Origin of the sequence: Nostoc sp. 'Lobaria pulmonaria (5183) cyanobiont' (genome assembly GCF_002949795.1) — a bacterium.
Taxonomy (GTDB): Bacteria; Cyanobacteriota; Cyanobacteriia; order Cyanobacteriales; family Nostocaceae; genus Nostoc.
This window is the reverse complement of sequence record NZ_CP026692.1, coordinates 5734497-5757815: the sequence shown is the minus strand read 5'-3', so window position 1 is coordinate 5757815 and position 23319 is coordinate 5734497. Positions and strand designations below refer to the sequence as shown.

Genomic DNA, 23319 nt, shown 5'->3' with positions numbered 1-23319 from the left:
GATAACTAATATTAATGCTTAATTTTTGTTTCCTGCTCTAAAAAGAGATTGCCAATATCAAATAAAAGTTGCATAGTACCTCGATAGCCTACCTTGGTAAACTGACCATAATCTAAACGGTCAAAAATGGGAATCCCTTGACGGTAGAGAGGAATTTTTAAGCGTTGAGCGATCGCCACTCCATGAGAGTTGGTAATTAGTAAATCAGATCCAACCGCCAATTGCTCAAAGTCTTCTAAATCGCCGATAGTGATGCTCTTTATCGGAAGTTTTTCTAACAGAGGAAAGCGTGTTGTTGTCACTGCTGAGTGAATCTCAACTCCTAGCGATCGCAAAAAAGAAACTGTTGACCAAAGTAAATCGGGTTCCAGCGCCAAAGAAACTCGCTTGCACCCAAAGTAAAAGTGATTCTCCAACATCACATGTTGTAACTGACGGCGTTGACGGCGGTATTTCTCTGGTACGCTGACACCACTGATATCCGCCAATGCTTGTAGGAATTTATCTACTGCTGCTAGTCCCGTCAGTTCACCAAATACCTCATAAGGTATATTAAATCTCTGCTCCAAAATTTGCGCTCCAGCCCGCATACTATCACCTAGTGCGAAAGTGAATACAGAACTACCAATTGAGCGCAACTGTGCTACATTTGTACCATTAGCTGTGATGGCACTAGAAGAATCTTCTATATGACCATCTAGTGAGCCAGAAAGGTCAGGTACAACAATAGGTACGAGTCCAAAAGAGGTAACAATCTCTTTGATTTCCTGTACATCCCCTGGTGTAAAGGCAGAACTCGCCAAAATAGTGATTTGTGTGGGACAAGCATCTTGCTTGGAGCTTTTTTGAGGAATTTCCCTGACTATACTCTCAACTGCACCAGCAAAGCCATCCTGTAATGTACCTTTGAAATCCGGTGTAGAGACAAGCACAATTGGTAAATAATCCAGTTCTGGGTGAAGGTGGCGAATCTCCTTGACAAAGCGTCCCATGTCATCACCTCTGGTTTCCACTAGTCCAGTACTACAAAGACCGATAATTTCTGGTTTGGATCTCTGCACCAAAGTCAAGATTGCTTGTTCAACTCTTTCCTCACCACCCAAAATGGTTGCAACTTCGGTCATTGCTGTACTGGAAAGGGGAATCGTCTGACGGAAATGTTGTACTAATACCGCCTTAGTCAAAGCAGTACAGCCTTGAGAACCGTGTAATAAAGGCATCATTCCCTTCAACCCCAAAAAGGCTAAAACTGCACCTACAGTTTGGCTTTGCTTTAGGGGGTTAACTGCAACTGATGTACTCGTAACGCTAATAATCGCCATCAAATGTTCTCCTCAGAAGAATTTCCTGCTGACCACGGGGCTGGCTGGTATACTTGCTGCCATACAGGGTTGTAAAAAGCGGCATACAGTTCTCGTGCTACTTCTAAAATTCCTATATACCCTGCATAAGGATGGTTGCGTTCTTGATTAATATCTAGGAATGGAATTCTAGCTGTGAGAGAGGTGTCTTGATGGCATTTATCAGTAATTAACATATCAGCTTGATTTTCGTTAATTATCTGTAAAATTTCTTCAGGAGTATTTTGTTCTAGAATTATGCCATCTTGCTCCAACAAACTTTTGACTCTAATTTGATCCTCCTCAGTATTATTCTTAGTAAGAATAGCAATAACTTCCATCCCCAATTTCTTAGCAGCAAAGATAATCAACCAACTCTTGAAACTTCCAATAGAAAGGATAATGCGTTTACCTTGCAATCGGGTAATATACAGAGAGAGTTTTTCATCCATTGCAGCAGTTTCTTCTACAATTAACTTTTCTGTACGTTCCTGCAAATCATAATTACCTAACTTTGCCGCAATATTCCTTAAACATTGATTGATTGACTCTATACCATAGATAGACTCTTCAATATAGGGAATGCCATATTTTTTTTCCATCCCTTTTGCCACGTTGATGAGTGCTTTGGAGGACAGTATGACGTTAAGTTGGGCACGATGAGCATAGCAAACTTCTTTGTAGACAGCATCGCCTGTAATTTTTGCCAAAACTCTGATACCTAATTTCTCCAATAATGGTAGAACATTCCATATTGCACCTGCGATGTTATGTTCACCAATTAGGTTGATGTCATCAGGTGTACTAGTCTCTGGTTCAGCTGTTCCAATAACGTGTTCTAGCATTGCTTCACCAGCGACACGGTTGCCCAAATTTTGGTTCCCAATGAATCCAGGACAATGTACAGGGATAGTAGGTATTCCTGTTTTCTCAGTGGCATCTTTGCAAACTCCCTCAATGTCATCCCCAATCAGGGCGGTGATGCAAGTGGAGTAAACAAATACCGCCGCCGGTTTGTAGCGTCTTGCTAATTCTAAAATGCCTTTGTACAGCTTTTTGGCTCCACCGAAGATGATATCGTTCTCATCGATGTCGCTGGTAAAGCGTATTTTGTACAGCATCGAACCAGAGGAGAGACTGCTGTAACTTCCCCAAATACTGGCAGCACAGCCACTTGGCCCGTGAACTACATGAGCAGCATCGGTGATTGGTACTAAGGTAATCATTGCACTATCAAAAGCGCAACTCCCTTGAGTAGTTCCAGGTTGGGGTAATTGTGTGGAGGACTTTTTTTTCTTTTGTTTCTGTTGCTGAGGAGCATTTTCAGAATTGGAGTCACTGAGCGAATCGTTAATTTTTCCTGGGGTGGGATTCATTGGTTTGGTGACAATAAGTAGAAGTTACTAGGTGTTAAGTGAATTTCCAAAAGCTTTCATAGGATTTTCATTTATTAACCGTGTATCTAAAGTATGGAATAAAAGGGAATGAGAAAGAGAATTTCCCATCCCCGAAAACATAAACACCAACTAGGTTAGAGAAGGAAAAAACAAAAACACGAACTAGACTATTAAAGTATTAATGTTGCTGTGTAGACCTTGGTAGATTAGTGTTAGCACGGTGAATTTGAAACAAACAAAAGTTAAGATTGGCTATTCGATTACCTCCATTTTAAAGGATTTTTCAGGAGTGATGAGTGCTGAGTCCTGAGTAAGAAGTAATGAATAAGTAGTACTAATGAATCTTCCCACTTTCAACCAAGGCATTCGCTACTCAAAACTAATTTGATGCTTAGTCGGTCTAATTTTACTTTTTACTCAGCACGGGCTAAACCTTAGCTATCCGCTAATGTTACTCAGCATTCAGAACTGTTTCGGTGAGAGGGTGGGCTATTTTTGCCCACCTAATATTTACTCTGTATTTAGCACCTGAGTCAGACAAAGAACCTTACTTCTTTTAACTACCGGAAACTATTTCTACGTTTCCTTTTTTCAGAGCTTCTAGTGCTTCGCCTTGAGCGTCTTCTAGCTTCTTTTCACCATCTGCTTGAGCGTTGGCGGCACTTATCAGTTTTGCAGCATTTTCTTCGCTTTCGAGAATACCAAATTCAATCAACAAATCTTCTAGCTCGTCCATCTCAATAGGTGTGGGAACGGCAAGATTTGTATTATTGATAATCTTGTCTGCTAGTGTCCGGTATTCATTAGCTTGATTGCTATCGGGTGCGTACTCGTTGACAGTCATCCGGCGCAATTCTGCGTGTTGCACAATGTTGTCGCGGGGAACAAAGTGAATCATGTGAGTACTCAATCTGGCCGCCAATGTGCTAATCAGTTCGTCTTCTCTATCAGTATTACGACTATTACAAATTAGACCTGCCAAGCGCACGCCACCAGTATGGGCATACTTAAGAACACCACGAGAGATGTTATTAGCAGCAAACATCGCCATCATTTCACCGGAGGTAACGATGTAGATTTCTTGGGCTTTACCTTCACGGATTGGCATCGCAAAACCACCGCAGACAACGTCGCCCAATACGTCGTAGGATACGAAATCTACATCTGAGTAAGCGCCGTTTTCTTCGAGGAAGTTGATGGCGGTGATGATACCACGACCGGCGCAACCTACACCAGGCTCAGGGCCACCAGATTCCACGCATCTGATATCCCGGAAGCCAGTGATTACCACTTCTTCGAGTTCGATGTCTTCCACAGCACCCCGTTCAGCAGCCAAGTGCAGCACGGTGGTTTGGGCTTTACAGTGCAGAATCAAACGAGTGGAGTCAGCTTTAGGGTCACATCCGACAATCAAGATGCGTTTACCCACTTCTGCCATTGCAGCAAGGGTGTTTTGGGAAGTGGTAGATTTACCAATACCACCTTTACCGTAAAAAGCAATCTGTCTAATTTTTTGGTCGGACATGATGATTGATCCTGTAATTGTTTGTTTGGTGGGTCTTTTGGTTTATGAAGCGTTGGCACAAAGTGCCGGAGGTACTTGCACTGTAAAATTACAGCAGTGACCTGATGTAAAACGTCGTTGGAGGTGCTCGTTCTACAGCAAAAAGAGTCTGAATCCAGAACATATTTAAGTTTTGGTCAGTTTTCGTTGGCCATTAGTCATTGTTTTTTCTGACTAATTGCTAGAGGCGATAAAATATCACTCAAGGAATATTGCAAGTATTACCATCCGCTCACTCAAATGATTTCTCTAGCGGTAGTAATACCAATTAGAAAAAAGAAAGCTACAGGTTCCAAGCCGGAAACTCAAATTCAATCCGAATTACGAATTCAGCATCATCAGTTGTTGTAATCTCCTGAAGGTTGCTCATACCTAAAGAGTGGTTGCAGCAGGATTTAAATTTACGCCAAGTTTTCCTTTTACCACACAACCAACCATTGCAATCTACTCTAAACAGTCGCTACAACTTCCCCGATTTTGCTGATATCGTAACCGCCGAGAATTTCAAATTGTGAGTGAACCATCCGATGTCCCAGAGTACTAAGCAACTGCTGTACAGGTGCTTCTTCGAGATATTCCTTGAGAATCACCAAATCATATCGTGACTGATTTAAAGGGATAAATCCCAGCCCAAAAGCGGTAGCTACAGATCCCGTACTCATACCAGCATCGGCAACTCCTCTAACTACAGCTTGGGCAACATCTTGGTGACTTTTGAGTATATTGTCGAAGCCCTGAACAGCATCGAATGGTATCTGCTCTTTTTGGAGTGTTTGTTCCAAAAGCATCCGACTACCGGAACCTATTTCGCGGTTGACAATAGTCACTTCCCCTGCAACCAAGTCAGTAACTGTTCTAATTCCCATTGGGTTCCCTGACTTCAATAAAAGTCCCTCCTCCCAGACACCAAGGGTAATCAGAACTGCTTCCCTGCCAGCCAGAACATCTCGAACAAAGGGAGTATTATACTCACCAGTCTCAGGATCGTACAAATGCATCCCAGCGATGTGCGCTTCACCTCTGCATAAACTATGCAATGCAGCCATGCTATTGGCGAAGTTATATTGGACTCGCAGTTGGGGATGCCAGCGTTCGGTGGCTCTTGCCCATAGTGAAATCACAGGGGCACAACCAGCAATCACAACAGTGTTGTGAAGTGTGTCGAGATTATCGTCTAGTAGCCTGACTCGAACTTTATTTGTACCTGTTTGGCTAGTGCTTTCACCCTTCGGGTGACGCTCGTTCCTCGCTACCGCTGACGCTAACGACAGTTTGCTTATGCCGGGGAACCCTTTCGGCAGTTCCTCTTGGGGGGAACCCCCATCGCCCTTGGCGTCTCCCCTTGGCAGAAGATCGGACTGCCTCACCACCGCAACTGTCTCACCATCAGCCGGAATCATATCTTGGCGAAAAGCATCCTTGCCAATCAAGGGATAAGCTATCCATTGTCCTCCCACACGAGCCATACTAACTCGCAGTTGCTGACCATTAGGAACAGGTTTGGCAAGAACAGCTTCAATTTCAGGTAAATCTCGCTCTAACCAGAATAGATCCTCAACTTGACAGCCAAGCGCTTTGGCCAAGCGAAGTGTTATGGCTACTGAGGGAGCATATTGCCCCGACTCTACACCACTAATAGTTTGACGAGTTACATTAGCGATGTTAGCCAAATCTTGTTGGCTCATGCCTAAGCGAGTTCTAATCGACTTCAAGTTATTACGGAGGTCACTATCCTGCTTCATTGGCTTTGTCTGTTAGTTTCAAAAAGCCGTAGCGGATTTAACAAAATATCTGCCAAGGCGAAAGTCTAGTCTTTGAGTTTATATCATTTCTCTTTGAAGACTTTTTGTGCTTTCGCTGTCTTGATTCCCCATATAAAAAGACTATCACACAAATGGCCAATTTGCTTGCGAAGCGCAAATTATTTTTGCGGGTGTTTGCTTTTTACCTGCTATCTTGGCTTAAAAGCCCCAAATTCCAATAAACAGAGCATTTATCTAGCAGTCAAACTTTACCAATTTAATTGGTAAATTGTGATATTTAATACAGTTTTAGAGATTAGTTTCAGCTTTGATGCTGATAGGCGAGTAATACAAACAGTAGAAAACATCCGAAGCAATTTCGCTTTTTGGGGTAAATTTTGCCCTAACGAAAAATTACCTATTTGACTAAAGTAAATATGCACATAGCATCAGCAAATAATTGCTATTTTATTTTTTGCACAATCAATTAGGTATCTACCAAAGTATGCAATAGATGGCAACAAAGTCATGGAGAGAGTAATGATTACCGAAGAAGACTTAGCCCAGCAATTTAACGTAATTATTGAACACACTCACCCACGGGTATGGAAACTGCTAAGCCAATGTTATGTGAAGATTATCAATCCTCATCCTCACTTAACAAGAGTGAATATAAAAACATGCATCCGCCATGCGAAATACATTGGTATTTATTGCCCTGATAGACTAATTAGTGCTGTAGTAGAACAAAAAAACCTACTCAAAGAAGTGGCAGAATACTTGGGGCTAGTTGAAATTGTTTGCTTGAATGCCAATAACTTGATGCGCGATCCCCTCTCAAATCTCAAGCAAGCTTATCCCCAGTTGTGGTTAGACTTGTTGTGGATTGTCACTCAAGAACAATAACCTAGTAAACCTGATTTTCGGCAATATTCAATCTGCAAAAAATCAAAATTACCAATCTTCACCGCAGCTTCGTTACTTTTGAAGCTTGCCAAAACCTTATGAATCAACCATGCTTACATCCAGATGATTTGCCTTCACCTCAAACAATCAAGGTGAGTGAAATACTATTCAGACAGCTTGAAGAAGCAACAAAAAAAAGCTTTTTCCTAACGTGCGATCGCATGACACGGATTTTGTTATCGAGTTGTCATTGGTATTTCCAAATCAATAGTGGCGTTTTGACGTTGATCCTGATTTGTAATAATATGGAAAGTTATCGCAGTATCATGAAAACTGTTCCCCAATTTGCCGATCGCTTAAAACAGTTTGCCAATAGAGCTAAAATTACTGTAAGTTCTCCAATTGACAAAGGTATACCGTGGGTACTCAGCATAGATAATGTCTTACCTGAAGGGGACTTGCCCAGTACCTGATAGATAAACCAGAAAAATCGCGATCGCCCCTTTTCCCGAACAATTGGCGATCGCGCCAAAAAAGCCCGCCAAGCCTCTCCCAAAGCACGGCAAGCTGTTTAAGTGCTTTGTATCTGCTTATTTGCCTGATTGTGAGGATAGGGAGAGGAAGTTACGGGCGTTTGTGAAAATACTTTAGGAAAAACAAGTTGAGCAAGTGGTACGCCACACAAACTTTGCGTGGTAGCGAGCAGAGGAGCAGAGGATAAAGAACTTTTCAAACCTCTCCTCTGCTCCCCTGCTTCCCTGCTCCTCTGCCTGCCTCCACCCAGCAATTTTGGCTTGGCAGACTACTAGAAAGAGCTATATTCATTAGTATCTAATTCCTTGCGATTTCAGTTGGGAGATGTTGGGGAAATATTTGGCGTAAAACTGGGGTAATCTAAAAGGGTCAAGATGTTTACAAAGCAGCTGTGTTAAACAAAAATTATGTCGTCCGATCAAAGTAGATTTTATCCCAAGACGACAATAGTCTTCTAAATAAGCATTAGCTTCTATAATTGCGATTTGACACACGGGTGTAGATCCGTTTAACGGATTTTGCGCTCCCTTATACTCTATATTGTCAAGTTAGACGCTTATATCTTGCATATAGATAACTTTTACCCTCACGACTGGAGAGCAAAATCTTGGGCATAGAATTACGCAGTTTCGTATTTCTCGACAACCTGCAACCTCAACATGCAGCATATATGGGAACAGTAGCCCAAGGCTTCTTACCATTACCAGGAGATACATCACTGTGGATTGAAATCTCTCCTGGTATCGAAATTAATAAAATTACGGATATAGCCCTAAAATCTGCCTCTGTGCGTCCGGGAGTACAGGTAGTTGAACGACTATACGGACTATTAGAAGTTCATTCAAGCTCCCAAGGCGAAACCAGAGCTGCTGGTCAAGCTATTTTGGCGGCACTGGGAGTCAAAAGAGAGGAATGTCTGAAACCGCGTGTTATTTCTAGTCAGATTATCCGCAACATCGATGCTTATCAAACACAACTGATTAATCGCACGCGCCGGGGACAGCTACTATTAGCAGGTCAAACGCTGTATGTATTAGAAGTGGAGCCTGCTGCTTACGCTGCACTGGCTGCTAATGAAGCGGAGAAAGCCGCGAGGATTAACATTCTTGAAGTTCAAGCTGTAGGTAGTTTTGGACGGCTTTACTTAGGTGGACAAGAACAGGATATTCTAGCAGGAGCAGCGGGAGCATTAACGGCGATTGAAAGTGTCGCTGGTCGGGTAAATTCTCTGGGTGGGCGTCAGGAGTAAAGGAGAGAAAATGGCAAATCGAGAGCATCTAACTTTACTCAAAGCAGGTGCAGTTAAATGGATTGAGTGGAGAAAGAAAAATCCCCAGATTGAACCAGACCTCAGCGCCGCGAATCTGCAAGGCGATAACCTCAGAGGTGCAGACCTCCAAGGGGTAAACTTGAGAAGAGTCGATTTGGGTAATGCTTTACTTGTGCGGGCAAACCTCAGTGGTGCTGACCTCAGTAGTGCCAACCTCTACAAAGCCTTCCTGAATGAAGCTAACCTGAATGCGGCTAACTTCAGTGTTGCTAACTTGAGTGGCGCTATACTTACGCAGGCAGATTTGAGTCATGCCAATTTGATTGGAGCTGACTTGAGTGGGGTGGATCTTAGAGGCGCTGCGATCGCATCTGCTAATCTAATTGGCACTGACTTAAAAGGTGCTAACTTGAAAGATGCCGATTTAGGTGCAGCAAAGTTGATTCGAGCTAACCTTACTTTTGCCAACCTCATTGAAGCTAACTTGATTGCGGCTGATCTCAGCGAGGCGAGTTTGTACGAAGCAGAAGTTTTAGGGGCTTATCTTTACAAAGCTGACTTATACAAAGCTAATCTCACCAAGGCTCACCTCAGTGGTGCATACCTGTTGCGGGCTAACCTAAGTGAAGCTGATTTGAGTCAAGCTGACTTAAGTTGGACTAACCTTAGAGGTGCAAATCTGGCAGGGGCAAATCTCAGAGGAACTAACCTTAGAGGAGCCGACATTCGGGGAGCTAACCTCAGCGGCGTAAATCTTCAAGAAACAATTATGCCTGCTTAACGCTTCAAGACACGATTAGTTTATAAAAAAAAGAAATTGACGTTTAGATTCATTTTTTGCGGTATCTCTTCCCACAACCAGCTTCACTGCTCAAGGAAGTATATAAAATTTATGTAAAGCTTAACTGTTATTAAGCTCAAAAATGTTTTGGATAATCTATAAATTTAACTTATGTATTTCCAGATGTATTTCTTTAATAGAAAAAGTATTTTTTTACAAGCAAAAATTGATATTGAAACCTAACTTAACGAGAATGTCGTATTCAGCTAAAAAATCTTGTAACCTTTACTAAAAAAAACAGTATCTTAAAAAAAATGCTTAATTAAAATTTATATTTTTTTATAACAATACTAAAAATCAAAAAATTTGTATTTTTAAGATTTGGTAAAGAATTTGACGTAACCTTTCAATCATGATAATAAATAATTATAGGTATTGAAAGTCAAAAAGCTTGGGGAAAATCAATAGTTAAAATAGATTAATTTTGACCCAATTTACATAATCAGCTAACTAAATCAATAACTAATATTTTCTCAGTAATATTGGTATTAATTAAGTTAGTAAAGGTATCTATATTTAAACTTAGAGTTTTAATTAATCAACATTAGAACTGATGAAGGGTTATTTGACTGAGGCCAAACTTAGGCATTAGTTAAAAATTCAGGAAAAATAATAAATATGGCAGTTATTTACGGTACTACATCTGCTGACATAAGAAATGGGACTTCGGGAGATGACACGATATATGGTTGGGCTAATGGTGGTAACGTCAATAGTCTTTCCGGTAACGACACCCTGAATGGTGCGGCTGGTAACGATAATCTATTTGGTGGAACAGGAAACGACAGTTTAATCGGTGGTCTTGGTAATGACACACTTGATGGCGGCTTGGGTACTGACAGCTTAAATGGGGGAGTAGGCGACGACACTTACATTATTGACAGCACTATTGATACCATTACAGAAGCTGTGAATTCAGGTACAGATACCGTCCGGTCTTCTGTCACCTACACACTAGGCACTAATCTGGAAAACCTGACGCTGAGGGAAACTAGCGCCATCAACGGGACAGGTAACAGTCTGAACAACTTTCTCTTTGGTAATACTTTTAATAACACTCTAAATGGAAGAGCAGGCAATGACACACTAGACGGTAATATAGGCAATGATATCCTCAATGGTGAGGATGACAATGATAGTCTACAGGGCGGGCCTGGCAATGACATACTCAATGGTGGATCTGGAAACGATATCCTCATTGGTGCTTGGCCCGGTAGTCCACTTTCACCGGGATTGGGGGAGACTGATACCTTAACTGGCGGCGTTGAGCTAGATAGATTTGTCCTTGGGGACGCTAAAAATGTCTACTACGACGATAAAAACACTGTGAATGCTGGTTTTGGGGACTTGGCTACGATTACTGACTTTAACCGTAATCAAGACCAAATAGAACTCAAAGGCTCCCCAAAGGACTATCGCCTACAAACTGTTGGAGCCAACACACAAATATTCTTAGACAAGCCTGGAGCAGAGCCAGATGAAATCATCGGTATTGTACAGGGCATAGTAAACCTCAGACTTGATAGTGACAACTTCTTTTTCTATGAGCGGGAAAATGCTCGACAAGCTACAAACAATACCCTAGCTAGAGCTGAAGGATTGGGTTCTTTATCATCCGGCTCAAACGTTAATCTCTCAGGGGAGTTAGTAACAGTTCAACCGGGGGACAATCCCGATTTTGACTTTTTTACATTTTCTCTAGCAAATCCAAAAACTGTCACCATCAGTGCGGTGACAACCGATGATACAGTTATTGGGCTGTTTAACAATGCTGGGATTTTACTGCAAAGTGACGACGACAGTGGCCCCGACTTTGGGTCATTAATCACCGCTTCACTAGGTGCAGGTACATACTCAATTTCAGTGAGTAAATATGCTTTATTTCCTCAAGATGGCGGAACTTTTTCTGGCACTAGTGACAGCAACTCTGCTCCTTATACGCTAGAAGTCAGTTTGGCATAACGAATAGTACCCATTGCTCATTTCACCCCGTAATCCCTAAAGTTTTTCCCTTCATCAAGAGGGTTGAACAACAAAATTAACTGACTATTTTATCAAGAAAATCATGAATAACACTAAATCATCCAACCAAGCCAAACGCAGATTTCTCGGTAATTTTGCTGCGAAAACGCTGTTATTTACAATAACACTATTATTTACAATAGTTTTATTCAACCATAGCACTATTGGAGTAAATGTTGTACCACAAACGTTGCGTCCTGATATTAATATTCGCAATATTATTAATACGCTATCAGTCTCTCCTTCTGTGCGGATTGTAAAAGATCCACGAAACAATACCCTTTATTATCTCAAACGAAATGGTGAGATTTATCAAGTCAATTTAAACTCTTCTACTAAAACACTTGTGTACAATTCTAGTAATCATAATTTAAGTGAAACTCAAGGTATGGCCATTGGCCCTAACGGCACAATTTATTTAGTTGGCAATGCAGACCTTGTGAATAACCAAACTAAAGCAATTATTGTTAAAGGTGTAATTAATTCGAGTACAGGACAGCGTATCTGGTCTATTTTAGCTAAGAGTGCAGGCTATCCCAAAAGCAAAACAGCTTATGACCATCAGTTCAACGGTGTGGTTGTTAGCCTGGATGGTAAATTTATCTATGTGAATAGCGGTTCTCGTACCGATCATGGTGAGGTTCAGTCTGTTGATGGTCTATATCCCAATACTCGTGAAGTCGGATTAACCGCCTGTATACTCCGTCTTCCTAGTAATGGCAACAATCTCTTTTTGGCAAATAATCGAGCAACCTTAAAGACAGCTGGCTATATTTTTGCAGAAGGAACACGTAATACTTTTGATATGGCTTTTGCGCCCAATGGGGATTTGTTTGGCACAGAAAATGGGCCCGATCGCGATATGTCAGAAGAATTAAATTGGCTACGTTTAGGTGGTAATTATGGCTTTCCCTGGCGTATTGGTGGGACAGACAATCCACAACAATTTCCCAATTATAATCCTGCCACTGACCGATTGTTAAGCCCTCAATTTAACGCCATCCAAAAGGGCTACTATCGTAACGATCCAACCTTTCCTATTCGGCCTACTGGAAATTTGATTGAACCAATTCCTAATCTTGGTCCGGACGCAGATAATTACCGCGATCCTGTAGATGGAAAAATCAAAGATGCTAGTGTTCTTGGACAAAGTTTTAGCACTTTTACAACACACCGTTCTCCTTTAGGATTAGTTTTTGATACACAAGGAGTAATGAGTCCAGAATTCAACAGAGATGGATTTATGTTGAGTTGGACACCAGGCGACCCCACTGGCGAAACACTAGTAGGCCCTTTTAAAGATGCCAGCCAAGACCTACTGCATTTAAAGTTAACTAAAGTAGGAAATACTAACTATAAACTTAACGCTACGCGCCTTGTTACAGGTTTTAGTAATCCCATTGATGCTGAGATTATTGACAATAAGATTTATGTTCTAGAATATGGTGGAAATCAAGGAATTTGGGAAGTCTCTATGCCTACCAAGTAAAACATTAGACCTCTTGCACGAATACAAAACTAGCCCTCATCCCCCAACCCCTTCTCCCAATTTTGGGAGGAGGGGAGTAAAGACGTAGCTTTGGCTCTTTGGTTTAAAATCAATGACAAAATGTCCAACCCACAAAAAATGTCTACAATTTCAACTTTTCACCGCGAATCGAATAATCTAACAACTCCATCGGGTGAATAACTGACATCTTCTTACCTTGCAACTGCAAATGTTTCGTAATTTGCAAAGTACACCCTGGATTAGCAGAAGCAATTAACTCAGCACCAGTATTCAACAAATTCTGTACTTTTTGCCGACCCAACTCTTCAGAAACTTCTGGTTGCAGCATATTATAAACTCCGGCACTGCCACAACACAAAGCTGCATCTATTGGTTCTCTCAACTTCACCCCTGGAATTTGTCGCAACACTTGACGCGGTTGGACGCTAATCTTTTGTCCGTGCAATAAATGACAAGCATCTTGATAAACTAAATTCAATGGTTTATCAGTCAGTGGTGAAAGTTTCGCTGTTAACCCAACAGTTGCTAAAAACTCTTGAGCATCTTTAACCTTAGCTGCAAAATCCTTTGCCTTTTGCCGATATTCTAGGTCATCTTCTAAAATATGACCGTATTCCTTCAAAGTATGACCGCAACCAGCAGCATTAATAATCACGAAATCTACATCTGTCTTGGCAAAACTATCAATCATTTGTCTTGCTAAAGCTTTCGCCTGTTCTGTTTGTCCTTGGTGTTCGGGAAGTGCTGCACAACAACCTTGAGATTTGGGAATCACAACTTCACAACCATTTGCTGTTAAAACGCGCACCGTCGCTTCATTCACGGGTGAGAAAAACAGCCGTTGGACGCAACCCAAAATCATCCCAACGCGATACCGCTTTTCACCTTTAGCAGGAATCACAGTCGGCAAATTATCTTGAAAAGATTTGAGAGTAATTTCTGGCAGAATTGATTCCATTGCTGCCAAACGGGGCGATATTTTATTGAGTAAACCCGTAGACCGAAAGAATTTGGCAAATCCCAACTTTTGATAAACCAACAACGGAACTAATAAAACCCGTAAAAGATTGGGATAGGGAAACAGAGAAAATATCAGTTGACGAAAAAATTGGTCTGGCAAACTGCGGGGATAATTCCGTTCAACTTGATGACGAGTTGCAGAAATTAATTTGTCATACTGCACGCCAGAAGGACAGGTACTCACACAAGCAAGACACCCCAAACAAGAATCAAAATGTTCTACCGTGGCTGTATTTAGAGCAATCTCACCCTGATTAATTGCATCCATTAAATAGATGCGTCCTCTAGGTGAATCCATCTCCTTGCCAAGTACCCGATAACTGGGACAAGTCGAGAGACAAAATCCACAATGGACACAACTATCAATCAACTTCGGGTCAGGCGGATGACTCTCATCAAAGCCATTCAAATTCTTTAAACTAGCCGTATTATTAACAGAATTTTCTGAAACTTGCATATTTCTCTTTTTCCCCTCTCTATCTCAGCGTTCTCTGTGTCTCTGCGGTTTTTTTCTTAAATTCCACCCACAAACCGACCAGGACTTAAAATATTCTTACTATCAAACTGTTCCTTAATACGGCGCATCAACGGCAAAGCATTCCCCGTATAACCCCAAACATCTATTTGTTCTTTAACCGCCATTGGTGCTGACAAAATTGTTAAGAAACCTTTATTATTTTGAGTGCGTAGGCGCAGCCCGCCGTCGGCATCGCTTCCAGCAGAACCTAGCCGCTCGCGGATTTTCAAAACTTGATTTTTACTCTCTAATTGTAACAAACCTAAACCACTACTAATATGAATTAAACCTAACTCCACCTGAGTCAAAATCTCCACAGCAGCAGTAGGCAACACTCCTATTTTGCAGGTAATTACTGTTTCTGTAGCATTAGTATGTATTCGTTTTTGCAATCTCTGCCATAGATTAGCTTCATCAACATCGGCAAAAATTGCCCCATCTAAACCCAACTTTTCCCCTACTTCCAAAACTCGGTTTGACTGTTCCTTAACACTCTCACTAATACTTTGAAAGCGAGCAATTAATCCTAGTCCTTCACCCAATCCTAAACTAGACACTAATTTAGTTGATAGCAAATCAGCCTGAACTGGTGTTAACGCCGAACCTCTAAGGATATCAGCCGCTTCAGATACAGCCTCAGCTTTCCCAGTTAGTACCACCGTTCCCGATGCCTCTGCTAGCGGATACAGGCGAAAAGTTAGTTGACTAATAAAGCCTAATGTGCCATAAGACCCGGTAAGCAACTTCATCAAGTCATATCCGGCGACATTTTTAACTACTCTTCCCCCGGCTTTGGCGACTTGTCCATCAGCACGGACAAAGGTAATACCTAGTAACTGGTCGCGCACACTACCATAGCGTTGCCGCAAAGAACCTGTATCACCTGTGGCAACAATACCACCAATGGTTGCTGACTCTGGTGCTGTGGGGTCAAGGGCGAGAAATTGCCGCGACTTTGCCAAAAGCGCTTCAAGATCGGAAAATTTCATCCCCGCTTCTACGGTGACAGTCAAATCGCCAACGGCGTGTTCAATCAGTTGGTTAATGCGTTCTGTACTAACTACAACATCAATGCCCTTAACTAAACCACCCCAGCTAAGTTTACTACCGCTACCACAAGGGAGGACGCGCCAGTTGTTTGTGTGAGCTGTGGCGATGACTGCGGCTAGCTGTTGTTGGGTACGCGGATAGACAATACAACTGGGAAGCTTTCCAGAAGCCATAGCCTGTTGAATACGTTTTTGCTGACCGAGTTCGATATTTTCCCAAAGGCAAATAGCATTTTCTTCACCGACGATAGATGCAAAATCAGAAGCGCAGACGCCTTGCGGCTTGTCGTTAGACATCGCTTTTATTTAGTTTATTTTTTTACGCCCTACATCTAATTTAACGTGAGTTCGACGCGGTGAATTGACTGTGGTAGTAGATTAGGGATGATGAAGTGAGATTGCATATTTGTGAAGCTTTGTCACTATATCCCTCTCAAGACCAATGAAAAATGTATTAGAGGATGTAAAAATTTTTAGTGTTATTAAGTATTATGATTATTTAACTAATGCGGAAGTCATAGAATTATGGTCAAGAAAGTAGTTATTGTAGGTGCTGGACCTTGCGGACTTCTGCTTGCTCACTACTTGTTAAGTCGTGGCGAAAAATACGAAATCGACATTTATGAACGTCGCAGCGACCCGATAATTGTTTCATTCTCTACATCCAGAACCTACCCTATCTCTCTGAACGAAAGAGGAATGAGAGCTTTAAGAAAAATTGAGGGTTTAGAAGAAGTGGTCAAATCCAGAAGTTTAGAGGTGACAGGAACGATTTTTCACCAAAAAAACGGTAAGACACGGTTGACGCCAAGAAATAAATCTCTCTTTACACTTGACCGCACTAGCCTGGCAATTGTGCTATTAGAAAAATTAAACCAAAAGTACGACAAGAGTAAACTCAACCTAAACTTTAACTGTCAATGTACTTCTGTGGATTTGGTGGCAAAGACAGTAACATTGAAAAATGTTGTGGAAGCCTCTCCGGTTGAAGAAAAACATGAGTTCACTGTTGATTATGACCTATTAATAGGTGCAGATGGAGCCAATTCTCAGATAAGAGAGAATTTTTTTGCTATAAAAAACTTTGAGTGCGAGCAGAAATATGTCCCTAATGACTATAAATCGATTTTCCTGCCTCGTCCCAATGAAAATTCAGGTATCAACTTGGAACAAGGCAAAATTCATTCTTGGATACTAAACGATAGTACGCTGATAGTACTATTACATCAACAAGATGGAAGCATGAGTGGAGTCGTTTTATTTCTCCATAAAAAAAATCAGATAGTTAATCTTTCCAGCACAGAAGAAGTTCTTACATTTTTTCAAAATAATTTCCCAGAAGTTTATCAGATGATGCCCAGGGAAGAAGCTGAAGCTTTCCTCACTAGACCTGTATCAAGAATTTTAACAATTCGTTGTAACCGTTATCACCAAGGTGATAGTGTCCTACTTCTGGGAGATGCAGCACATGCCGTATCTTCTTCTATTGGTCAAGGTTGCAATGCGGCACTTGAAGATGTTGTCTTGTTTGACAACCTTTTAGACGAGTATTCTGACAATATTGAGGAGGTTATTGAACAATTTACTGTTCGCCGGAAGCAAGATGCTCACGCCTTAGTTGAGCTTGGGGATAACGCATTTCCCTCGACTATGGGATTGTTTATTGAATTTATATTCAGGGAAAATATTGCCAAAACTCTGCACAAACTTTTTCCCCATCGCTTCTCACCTTCACTATCTGAGCTAATATTTGAAACCATAGTTCCCTATTCAGAAATTCTGAACTCATACAAAGGTTGGATATCCAAAGTGAAAAAATCAAACGCCAAATTGTAAACGAACTTGTAGCAATTGGCGAGTTGACATTATAAGTAAATAAAAAAATTAAATTTATCTTCACAAAAGTGGTACTGATGTATCCCAGATTTGCTTAGTTTTTAAAATTAAGAAGCAATCATGAAAGTTTTTATTGTTCATCCTCAATGTACCAGCAAAAAAAATAATGATTTACCAAAAAGTAAACTCAGATAATACATCTGTATTTGAGCAGTTATGGAGTATTACAAACCAATTGCGACAAAAGCTAGAGAATCGTTTTCAGCTGAATCCAGCAGATTTTACAAATGATTTAAATAGCTACAGTAGTATTGACGGTAATTTATAGGGTTCACTTAAGGCTTTTTCTGGTACGGAAATTGATTGGCTAGTGCATGTGTTGTCGCATAACGAAAAGTCAAATTTTAGTGTCATGCGTCTGACTGTTTGGTTAGGTTCCCACATCCGTGTTCCCCATCTAACGTTTGAGTTTGGTACGCTTCCAGATATTTTCTCTTATTTAGATTACATTCCTCGAACCGATTTATTGACAGACCTGGACGGTCTGGGCGTAGTCTGTAGCGCTTCTCGGTTGAGTCCAATACAGACCTAACCCCCAGCCCCTTAAGAGCTAGCGTTGGGGAGTAAGATTCAAAGCCTCTCTCCTTTTAGGAGAGAGGTTTAGAGAGAGGTCAAAATGTATTGCATCCAAACGAGAACCGCTATATTCATTTGAATATCGCTATAAAAGTGAAATTTTTGAGAAGAAATTTATGTTGATATGATTAACTTTTAAAAAAAGGTAGCAGATGGGTATAAATTACCCCTCTGCTACAAGCAAACGGAGGTATAAACTTGATTATTTAATTGGCATGAACCAATTCTTGAGACGCTGCGGCATCATATTCTACAGCTTTAACAAATTCCTTGAGAACGTCTTTGAGTCTTTGCTCAATTTCCTCATCTAAGAGGACGCTGTTATCAGCTTGTCGTTGAATTTGTTTGTCTACCGCATAAATGGTGGCTAGGATATGCCGCGCTCCTAATTCAGATAACACAGGTTTCAGAGCGTATTCAATTGCCAATAAATGAGCGATCGTTCCACCCAGAGCAATTGGTAAGACGGGTTTACCTGTTAATGATTTTTGTGGCAGCAAATCTAGAAATGTTTTTAGCACTCCTGTGTAAGCAGCTTTGTAAATTGGGGTGGCAATAATCACACCATCTGCCTTTGCTAATAAAGCTTTTGGCTGTTCTAAAGCCGGGCTGTCGTATCGTCCAAAAACTAAATCTTCAGCAGGCAAATCCCGAACTGAAATAATATCTACATGCAAGCCTTCTTGCTGTAAAAGGTTGGCAGTGTATTCAACAACACCATAGGTTCTAGATGGATGGGTTGGACTACCTGCGATCGCTAGAATATTTGTCATTCAATTAAACTCCCAATTTCTAAAATGGGTTCAGTATGTTTTGCAGTTTTGGTCTTCATAGCTGATGCTGTGTTAACCTTCTCACTCAGACGTTTGTAGGGACGGCGTAAACTCATATTCTCTACTTCCCAGATGTAGCCATGAATAACTACATCTTGGGGAATTAAAGGAGAATTACGCAATAATTCCACCTGCTGTATGCAGATTTCATCCACATCGGTAAACGTTTTGATCCATTTGGAAAAAACGCCTTTTGGTAGCTTCAATTCTGGCAAAGCAGGATCGACACTAACTTGATCCACGTCAATACCTTGATTTCGCAATACCTCACTGAGAAAGTCTCCTGATGCTGTCATCATGCCACATTCGGTATGATTAATGACGATGATTTCTTCGGTGCCAAAAAACTGTGTAGTTAACATCGCTGACCGAATCGCATCATCTGTAACTAACCCCCCAGCATTACGAAAAATATGAGCATCTCCTTCACCAATTCCTAATGCTTTCTCCACTGGTAAACGTTCATCCATGCAAGCTAGTACCCACAAGCGTTTATTGTTAGGGACTCCCAATTGACGACGCAATGCCCACGCTTCTTTTTCTGAGATTTTTTGGTCGATTTGTTGGTGCAGCATGGCTGTGAATCTCCTAGTTTATAATTACTAGGATATGGACGTTGCTCTTTCTTGAGGCTTTTGCTTAGGGAAATCTTCATTTGCCACAATCTCACCAAATGGACTTAAGACATGTTGCTTCTCCACTGCGGGCAAATTCTCTAATGGCAGATGGGGAAATAGAAGTTCTGCAACTCGATAAGCTTCCTCTAGGTGGGGATAGCCAGAGAGGATAAAGGACTCAACACCCAAAGAAGCATATTCCAATATCCTGACAGCTACGGTTTGGGGATCGCCTACTAGGGCTGTTCCTGCACCACCCCGGACTAAACCGACTCCCGCCCACAGGTTCGGGCTGATCTCTAAGGCCTCACGATTACCGTGGTGTAATTGAGTCATTCGCTGTTGTCCAACTGAATCCATCCGGGCATAAGCTTTTTGGGCTTTAGCGATCGCCTCATCATCTACATACTTAATCAATTGATTCGCCGCATCCCAAGCTTCACTCTCGGTTTCCCGCACAATCACATGTAGGCGAATCCCAAACTGCAAAGTTCGGCCTTGTGTTTCTGCAAGCCTGCGAACTGATGCAATTTTTTCGGCTACTTGCGCCGGTGGTTCGCCCCAAGTCAGATAGACATCTATATGCTTGGCAGCAATTTTTTGGGCGATGGGAGAGGAACCGCCAAACCACAAGGGCGGATATGGCTTTTGGACAGGTGGAAACAGCAGTTTCCCATCCTGAATGTTGAAATAGTCTCCTTGGAGATTGGCTTGTTCACCACTAGCGATCGCTCGCCATACTGTTAAAAATTCATCTGTTAATTCATAGCGTTGATCGTGATCCAAATGCAAGCCATCTCCCGCTAACTCTACCGGATCGCCACCTGTCACGACATTAATCAGCAAGCGTCCACCAGAGAGGCGATCGAAAGTCGCCGCCATCCGCGCTGCCACTCCAGGCGATACCAAGCCGGGACGAATCGCCACCAAAAAACGCATCTGTCGCGTCAGTGATACCAGTGTTGACGCTACAATCCAAGCATCTTCGCAAGAACGCCCCGTGGGTAGCAATGCCCCTGTATAACCAAGGTCATCCACCGCTTGGGCAATCTGCCGCAGATAAGGAAAGCTTACTGCCCGTCCGCCTGTAGCAGTTGCAAGGTAACGTCCGTCGCCGTGGGTTGGGATGAACCATAGTAGCTGCATGAATCTTGTCCTTTTAAACTACGGCAATTCTATCTAATTACCGTTATTTATTTATAGCTTTTAGAGTATCACATATTCTACTTAACCCAGCAAGAAGTTTTTCAGAAAACTCCGGTATCTCTATCAGACCAATGTATATTAGGCAGTGTTCAATAAGCTAGCAATCAAAAAAAAATTGGGGATTGGGGAGTTATTCCCCATGTCCCCTCATCTCCCCCTGCCCCCTTCTTTCTGTCTCTAGGGAGAATACAGCAATAGCATCGTTGTGTATATTAGTTTACTTATCCTTAACCTTCTGTTAAATTAACCTAAATGTACGCCAAGCTGATTGACTTAATGTACTTAGTTTTCAGCTATAAACGTGGGTAGCTATCCAGTCCACTGGCAATAGGCGCAAAATTCCGTTCTGTCTTTAGGAGAAATAAGGCAATGGGGCCGATGTTTATTGCTGCCAACGATTGGCCACATATAGCGTTTAGATTGTCTTTGGCGCTCCTGGTTGGTTGCTTGATTGGATTTAACCGTCAGCAAGGGGGTAGACCAGCAGGGATGAGAACATTTATGCTCGTGAGTATGGGAGCAGCACTATTCGTGATGATTCCTTTGCAGGCTGAGGGCGAGAGTCCCTATGCTGCTACCAATGCACTGAGTCGCACAATTCAAGGTGTAGCTACCGGGATCGGATTTCTCGGAGCCGGATTGATTTTACAAGAGTCTCCAAGGAAATCTGCAACGCCAAAAGTAAAGGGTTTAACTACAGGCGCCTGTGTCTGGACGGCGGCCGGATTGGGGGCTGCAATTGGTTGTGGTCTGTGGCAAATGGGATTATTGGGAGGCTTACTGACTCTGATTACCCTAAGTGGGGTGAAGCGGCTCAATCGTGTATTTGTATTTCTGACGAGTCAGGGTAAGCAGGGGACTACTCAGGATCTCACAACCACCTTTGATGAAGATGATTGATTATACCTATTGCAAAAGTCCCTAACACCCCACCCCCCAGGGCGTCCGTGACCTCCAAGTGGTCGCCAGCAGAAGCGATAAGATTTTGATCAACGGTCATGGCTGTCCCTAGGCATGGATGTTTGTATCCAGATTGCGGCACCGCGCTTAGGCACTTGGCTGCCGGTCGAAGTGGATGTCGATCCCATAAATTTCCCGCCCGCGATCAAGGCATTCACTGATCTCCTGCTGCGTGCGTTCCTGCATGCGCGTCTCGAAGGTCTCCACAGCTGCGGTCACGGAGGCGGCCGGGTCGACCATCAAGCTGTCGGCCAGCTCTAGCGCGTCGAGCAGAGCCAGGTTCACCCCCTTGCCAGTGAACGGCGGCATGACGTGCGAGGCATCGCCGACCATAGTCAGACCTGGCTGCGTCGTCCACCGATGGTCTGGCGGCATGACGTAGAGGGGCCAGCGTTCAAAGCTGCCTTCGACCTGCGTCATCATCGTGATCAGATTGGGCGACCAGTCGTGGTAGGCTGCTGTGACGAATTTGAGGACGGCCTTCGTGTCGTCGAGCGTGAAGCCTTGCGATTTGGGCCAGTCCTCGGCAATCGCCATCGAGAAGTAGAGACGGATCAGGTCGTGGGCGCAACGCTGCACCCAAATGGTTTGTCCGCCGCCGGAGACGAGCATCGATCCCTCGCCGAGTAGCTCCGATAGCTCGGAGTCGCGCCAGAGTTCTTTGCGGATGACTGCCGCGAGCATCGTCAGCCCGAAGTACTGGGGGCGTATCGGTGTCAGATAGGGTCGGACCCGTGAGCCTATGCCGTCAGCACCGACGATGAGATCGGCGGTGACAGACGCTTGCTCTTTGAACTCCAGACGCCACCGTCCGCCTGTCTCGGGTAAGACATCCTTGGCGACGTGGCCCCAGGTAATCGTGCCAGGGGAGACCGAGTCAAGCAGCAGCCGACGCAGTTCGCCGCGGTCGATCTCCGGACCGTTATCCTCTTGGCTTTCGGCTTCGACCTCGGTGCGGACCTCGCCTTGCCAATCCAGCATCTTGAAGGATTTGGCTTCGCTCCGTGAAGCTTGCTCGAAAGCATGACCCAGTCCGGCCTGACGTATCGCCCGCTGGCCCGAGTTGGGGCGCAGGTCCAGGCTGCCGCCTTGCATGCGCGAGGTTGGCGAGTCGTCCCGCTCGAAGACCCTCACGGAGAAGCCCCGCATCTGTAGTAGCCGCGCTAGTGTTAAGCCAGCCGGACCAGCCCCAACAATGGCAACTGTGCCGCTGATCTGCAACTCATCGCAAGTTTTCATATCAGCTCATTTTCACGAATGTGTCGTAAGTTTTCATCTCGATTGTGTCGTTCGGCTTTGCTATTGCCATGCTGCCAAATCCTGGTACCTTTACGGGGTAGAATCGCTGCTCTAGCACTGCGTTTGCGAATCTTGTCATAGCTACGTTTTTGGTCGTAAGCCCCATCTGCCGGGACTGGCTTAATTTCATCTTCATAAGATAATTGCAGTGATAACAACAAATTGGTTATCACTGATAATTAATTACAGCGATAACCATAACACGATTTCACTGATAATA

General features: G+C 42.9%; 21 protein-coding genes. 10 read left to right on the top strand and 11 right to left on the bottom strand.

Annotated elements, in window-relative coordinates; translation table 11 throughout:
- Nucleotides 1-11: 11 nt before the first annotated feature.
- The 4 genes from nifN to NLP_RS35200 all read right to left on the bottom strand — a co-directional run bounded on the left by nifN (nucleotide 12) and on the right by NLP_RS35200 (nucleotide 6043).
- Nucleotides 12-1322, bottom strand: coding sequence for a nitrogenase iron-molybdenum cofactor biosynthesis protein NifN (gene nifN, locus NLP_RS25510; RefSeq protein WP_104908767.1), 1311 nt, complete (start codon nucleotides 1320-1322; stop codon nucleotides 12-14).
- Nucleotides 1322-2716, bottom strand: coding sequence for a nitrogenase iron-molybdenum cofactor biosynthesis protein NifE (gene nifE / locus NLP_RS25505; protein ID WP_104908766.1), 1395 nt, complete (start codon nucleotides 2714-2716; stop codon nucleotides 1322-1324). Before nifE ends, nifN begins: the two co-directional genes overlap by 1 nt.
- Before the next feature lie 577 nt (nucleotides 2717-3293).
- A complete protein-coding gene (gene nifH, locus NLP_RS25500; protein WP_104908765.1) occupies nucleotides 3294-4262 on the bottom strand; it encodes a nitrogenase iron protein in 969 nt (322 codons plus the stop codon).
- Nucleotides 4263-4750: 488 nt separating this feature from the next.
- Nucleotides 4751-6043: a substrate-binding domain-containing protein gene (locus NLP_RS35200; RefSeq protein ID WP_234017066.1), complete on the bottom strand. Its 1293-nt coding sequence runs from the start codon at nucleotides 6041-6043 to the stop codon at nucleotides 4751-4753.
- Between the two features lie 540 nt (nucleotides 6044-6583).
- Between NLP_RS35200 and NLP_RS25485 the strand changes: the two genes are divergently transcribed.
- The 6 genes from NLP_RS25485 (at nucleotide 6584) to NLP_RS25460 (ending at nucleotide 13105) form a co-directional block, all read left to right on the top strand.
- Nucleotides 6584-6949, top strand: a complete 366-nt coding sequence (locus NLP_RS25485) for a hypothetical protein (RefSeq protein ID WP_104908764.1) — start codon at nucleotides 6584-6586, stop codon at nucleotides 6947-6949.
- Between the two features lie 98 nt (nucleotides 6950-7047).
- A complete protein-coding gene (locus NLP_RS25480; protein ID WP_104908763.1) occupies nucleotides 7048-7422 on the top strand; it encodes a hypothetical protein in 375 nt (124 codons plus the stop codon).
- Between the two features lie 668 nt (nucleotides 7423-8090).
- Entirely contained in the window at nucleotides 8091-8732 is a 642-nt protein-coding gene (locus tag NLP_RS25475; RefSeq protein WP_104908762.1) for a hypothetical protein, read from the top strand.
- A 10-nt stretch (nucleotides 8733-8742) separates the two neighbouring features.
- Nucleotides 8743-9534 (top strand): pentapeptide repeat-containing protein, encoded by a 792-nt coding sequence (locus NLP_RS25470; RefSeq protein ID WP_104908761.1) that lies wholly within the window; start codon nucleotides 8743-8745, stop codon nucleotides 9532-9534.
- Nucleotides 9535-10212: 678 nt separating this feature from the next.
- On the top strand, nucleotides 10213-11556 hold the full coding sequence (locus NLP_RS25465) for a DVUA0089 family protein (protein ID WP_104908760.1): 1344 nt from the start codon (nucleotides 10213-10215) through the stop codon (nucleotides 11554-11556).
- A 103-nt stretch (nucleotides 11557-11659) separates the two neighbouring features.
- Nucleotides 11660-13105, top strand: a complete 1446-nt coding sequence (locus NLP_RS25460; RefSeq protein WP_104908759.1) for a PQQ-dependent sugar dehydrogenase — start codon at nucleotides 11660-11662, stop codon at nucleotides 13103-13105.
- Between the two features lie 142 nt (nucleotides 13106-13247).
- Here NLP_RS25460 and NLP_RS25455 read toward each other — a convergent pair whose 3' ends face one another.
- Together NLP_RS25455 and NLP_RS25450 are read right to left on the bottom strand one after the other, a co-directional pair.
- Nucleotides 13248-14603 (bottom strand): (Fe-S)-binding protein, encoded by a 1356-nt coding sequence (locus NLP_RS25455; RefSeq protein WP_104908758.1) that lies wholly within the window; start codon nucleotides 14601-14603, stop codon nucleotides 13248-13250.
- Between the two features lie 56 nt (nucleotides 14604-14659).
- The gene (locus NLP_RS25450) at nucleotides 14660-16009 is read right to left on the bottom strand and encodes an FAD-binding oxidoreductase (protein ID WP_199784689.1); all 1350 of its coding nucleotides are present in this window, start codon (nucleotides 16007-16009) and stop codon (nucleotides 14660-14662) included.
- 228 nt (nucleotides 16010-16237) lie between these two features.
- On the opposite strand from NLP_RS25450, the gene NLP_RS25445 reads away from it, so the two are divergent.
- The 3 genes from NLP_RS25445 to NLP_RS33605 all read left to right on the top strand — a co-directional run bounded on the left by NLP_RS25445 (nucleotide 16238) and on the right by NLP_RS33605 (nucleotide 18140).
- The gene (locus NLP_RS25445; protein WP_104908756.1) at nucleotides 16238-17548 is read left to right on the top strand and encodes an FAD-dependent oxidoreductase; all 1311 of its coding nucleotides are present in this window, start codon (nucleotides 16238-16240) and stop codon (nucleotides 17546-17548) included.
- Between the two features lie 166 nt (nucleotides 17549-17714).
- Nucleotides 17715-17876, top strand: a complete 162-nt coding sequence (locus tag NLP_RS33610; protein WP_158680532.1) for a hypothetical protein — start codon at nucleotides 17715-17717, stop codon at nucleotides 17874-17876.
- A gap of 84 nt (nucleotides 17877-17960) precedes the next feature.
- Entirely contained in the window at nucleotides 17961-18140 is a 180-nt protein-coding gene (locus tag NLP_RS33605; RefSeq protein ID WP_158680531.1) for a hypothetical protein, read from the top strand.
- A 250-nt stretch (nucleotides 18141-18390) separates the two neighbouring features.
- Here NLP_RS33605 and ssuE read toward each other — a convergent pair whose 3' ends face one another.
- The 3 genes from ssuE to ssuD are packed head-to-tail and all read right to left on the bottom strand — an operon-like array spanning nucleotide 18391 to nucleotide 20780.
- Nucleotides 18391-18957: an NADPH-dependent FMN reductase gene (ssuE, locus tag NLP_RS25440; protein WP_104908755.1), complete on the bottom strand. Its 567-nt coding sequence runs from the start codon at nucleotides 18955-18957 to the stop codon at nucleotides 18391-18393.
- Nucleotides 18954-19592, bottom strand: coding sequence for a beta-class carbonic anhydrase (locus tag NLP_RS25435; protein ID WP_104908754.1), 639 nt, complete (start codon nucleotides 19590-19592; stop codon nucleotides 18954-18956). Before NLP_RS25435 ends, ssuE begins: the two co-directional genes overlap by 4 nt.
- A gap of 27 nt (nucleotides 19593-19619) precedes the next feature.
- Nucleotides 19620-20780: an FMNH2-dependent alkanesulfonate monooxygenase gene (gene ssuD, locus NLP_RS25430; RefSeq protein WP_104908753.1), complete on the bottom strand. Its 1161-nt coding sequence runs from the start codon at nucleotides 20778-20780 to the stop codon at nucleotides 19620-19622.
- A 429-nt stretch (nucleotides 20781-21209) separates the two neighbouring features.
- Here ssuD and NLP_RS25425 point away from each other — a divergent pair, with 429 nt between their 5' ends.
- The gene (locus NLP_RS25425) at nucleotides 21210-21740 is read left to right on the top strand and encodes an MgtC/SapB family protein (protein WP_104908752.1); all 531 of its coding nucleotides are present in this window, start codon (nucleotides 21210-21212) and stop codon (nucleotides 21738-21740) included.
- Between the two features lie 147 nt (nucleotides 21741-21887).
- Here NLP_RS25425 and NLP_RS25420 read toward each other — a convergent pair whose 3' ends face one another.
- Nucleotides 21888-23039: an FAD-dependent oxidoreductase gene (locus NLP_RS25420; RefSeq protein WP_104908751.1), complete on the bottom strand. Its 1152-nt coding sequence runs from the start codon at nucleotides 23037-23039 to the stop codon at nucleotides 21888-21890.
- Nucleotides 23036-23272 carry a hypothetical protein gene (locus NLP_RS25415; protein ID WP_104908750.1) on the bottom strand — a complete coding sequence of 79 codons (237 nt, stop codon included), beginning with the start codon at nucleotides 23270-23272 and terminating at the stop codon, nucleotides 23036-23038. The genes NLP_RS25420 and NLP_RS25415 overlap by 4 nt, the downstream gene beginning before the upstream one ends.
- Nucleotides 23273-23319: the final 47 nt, after the last annotated feature.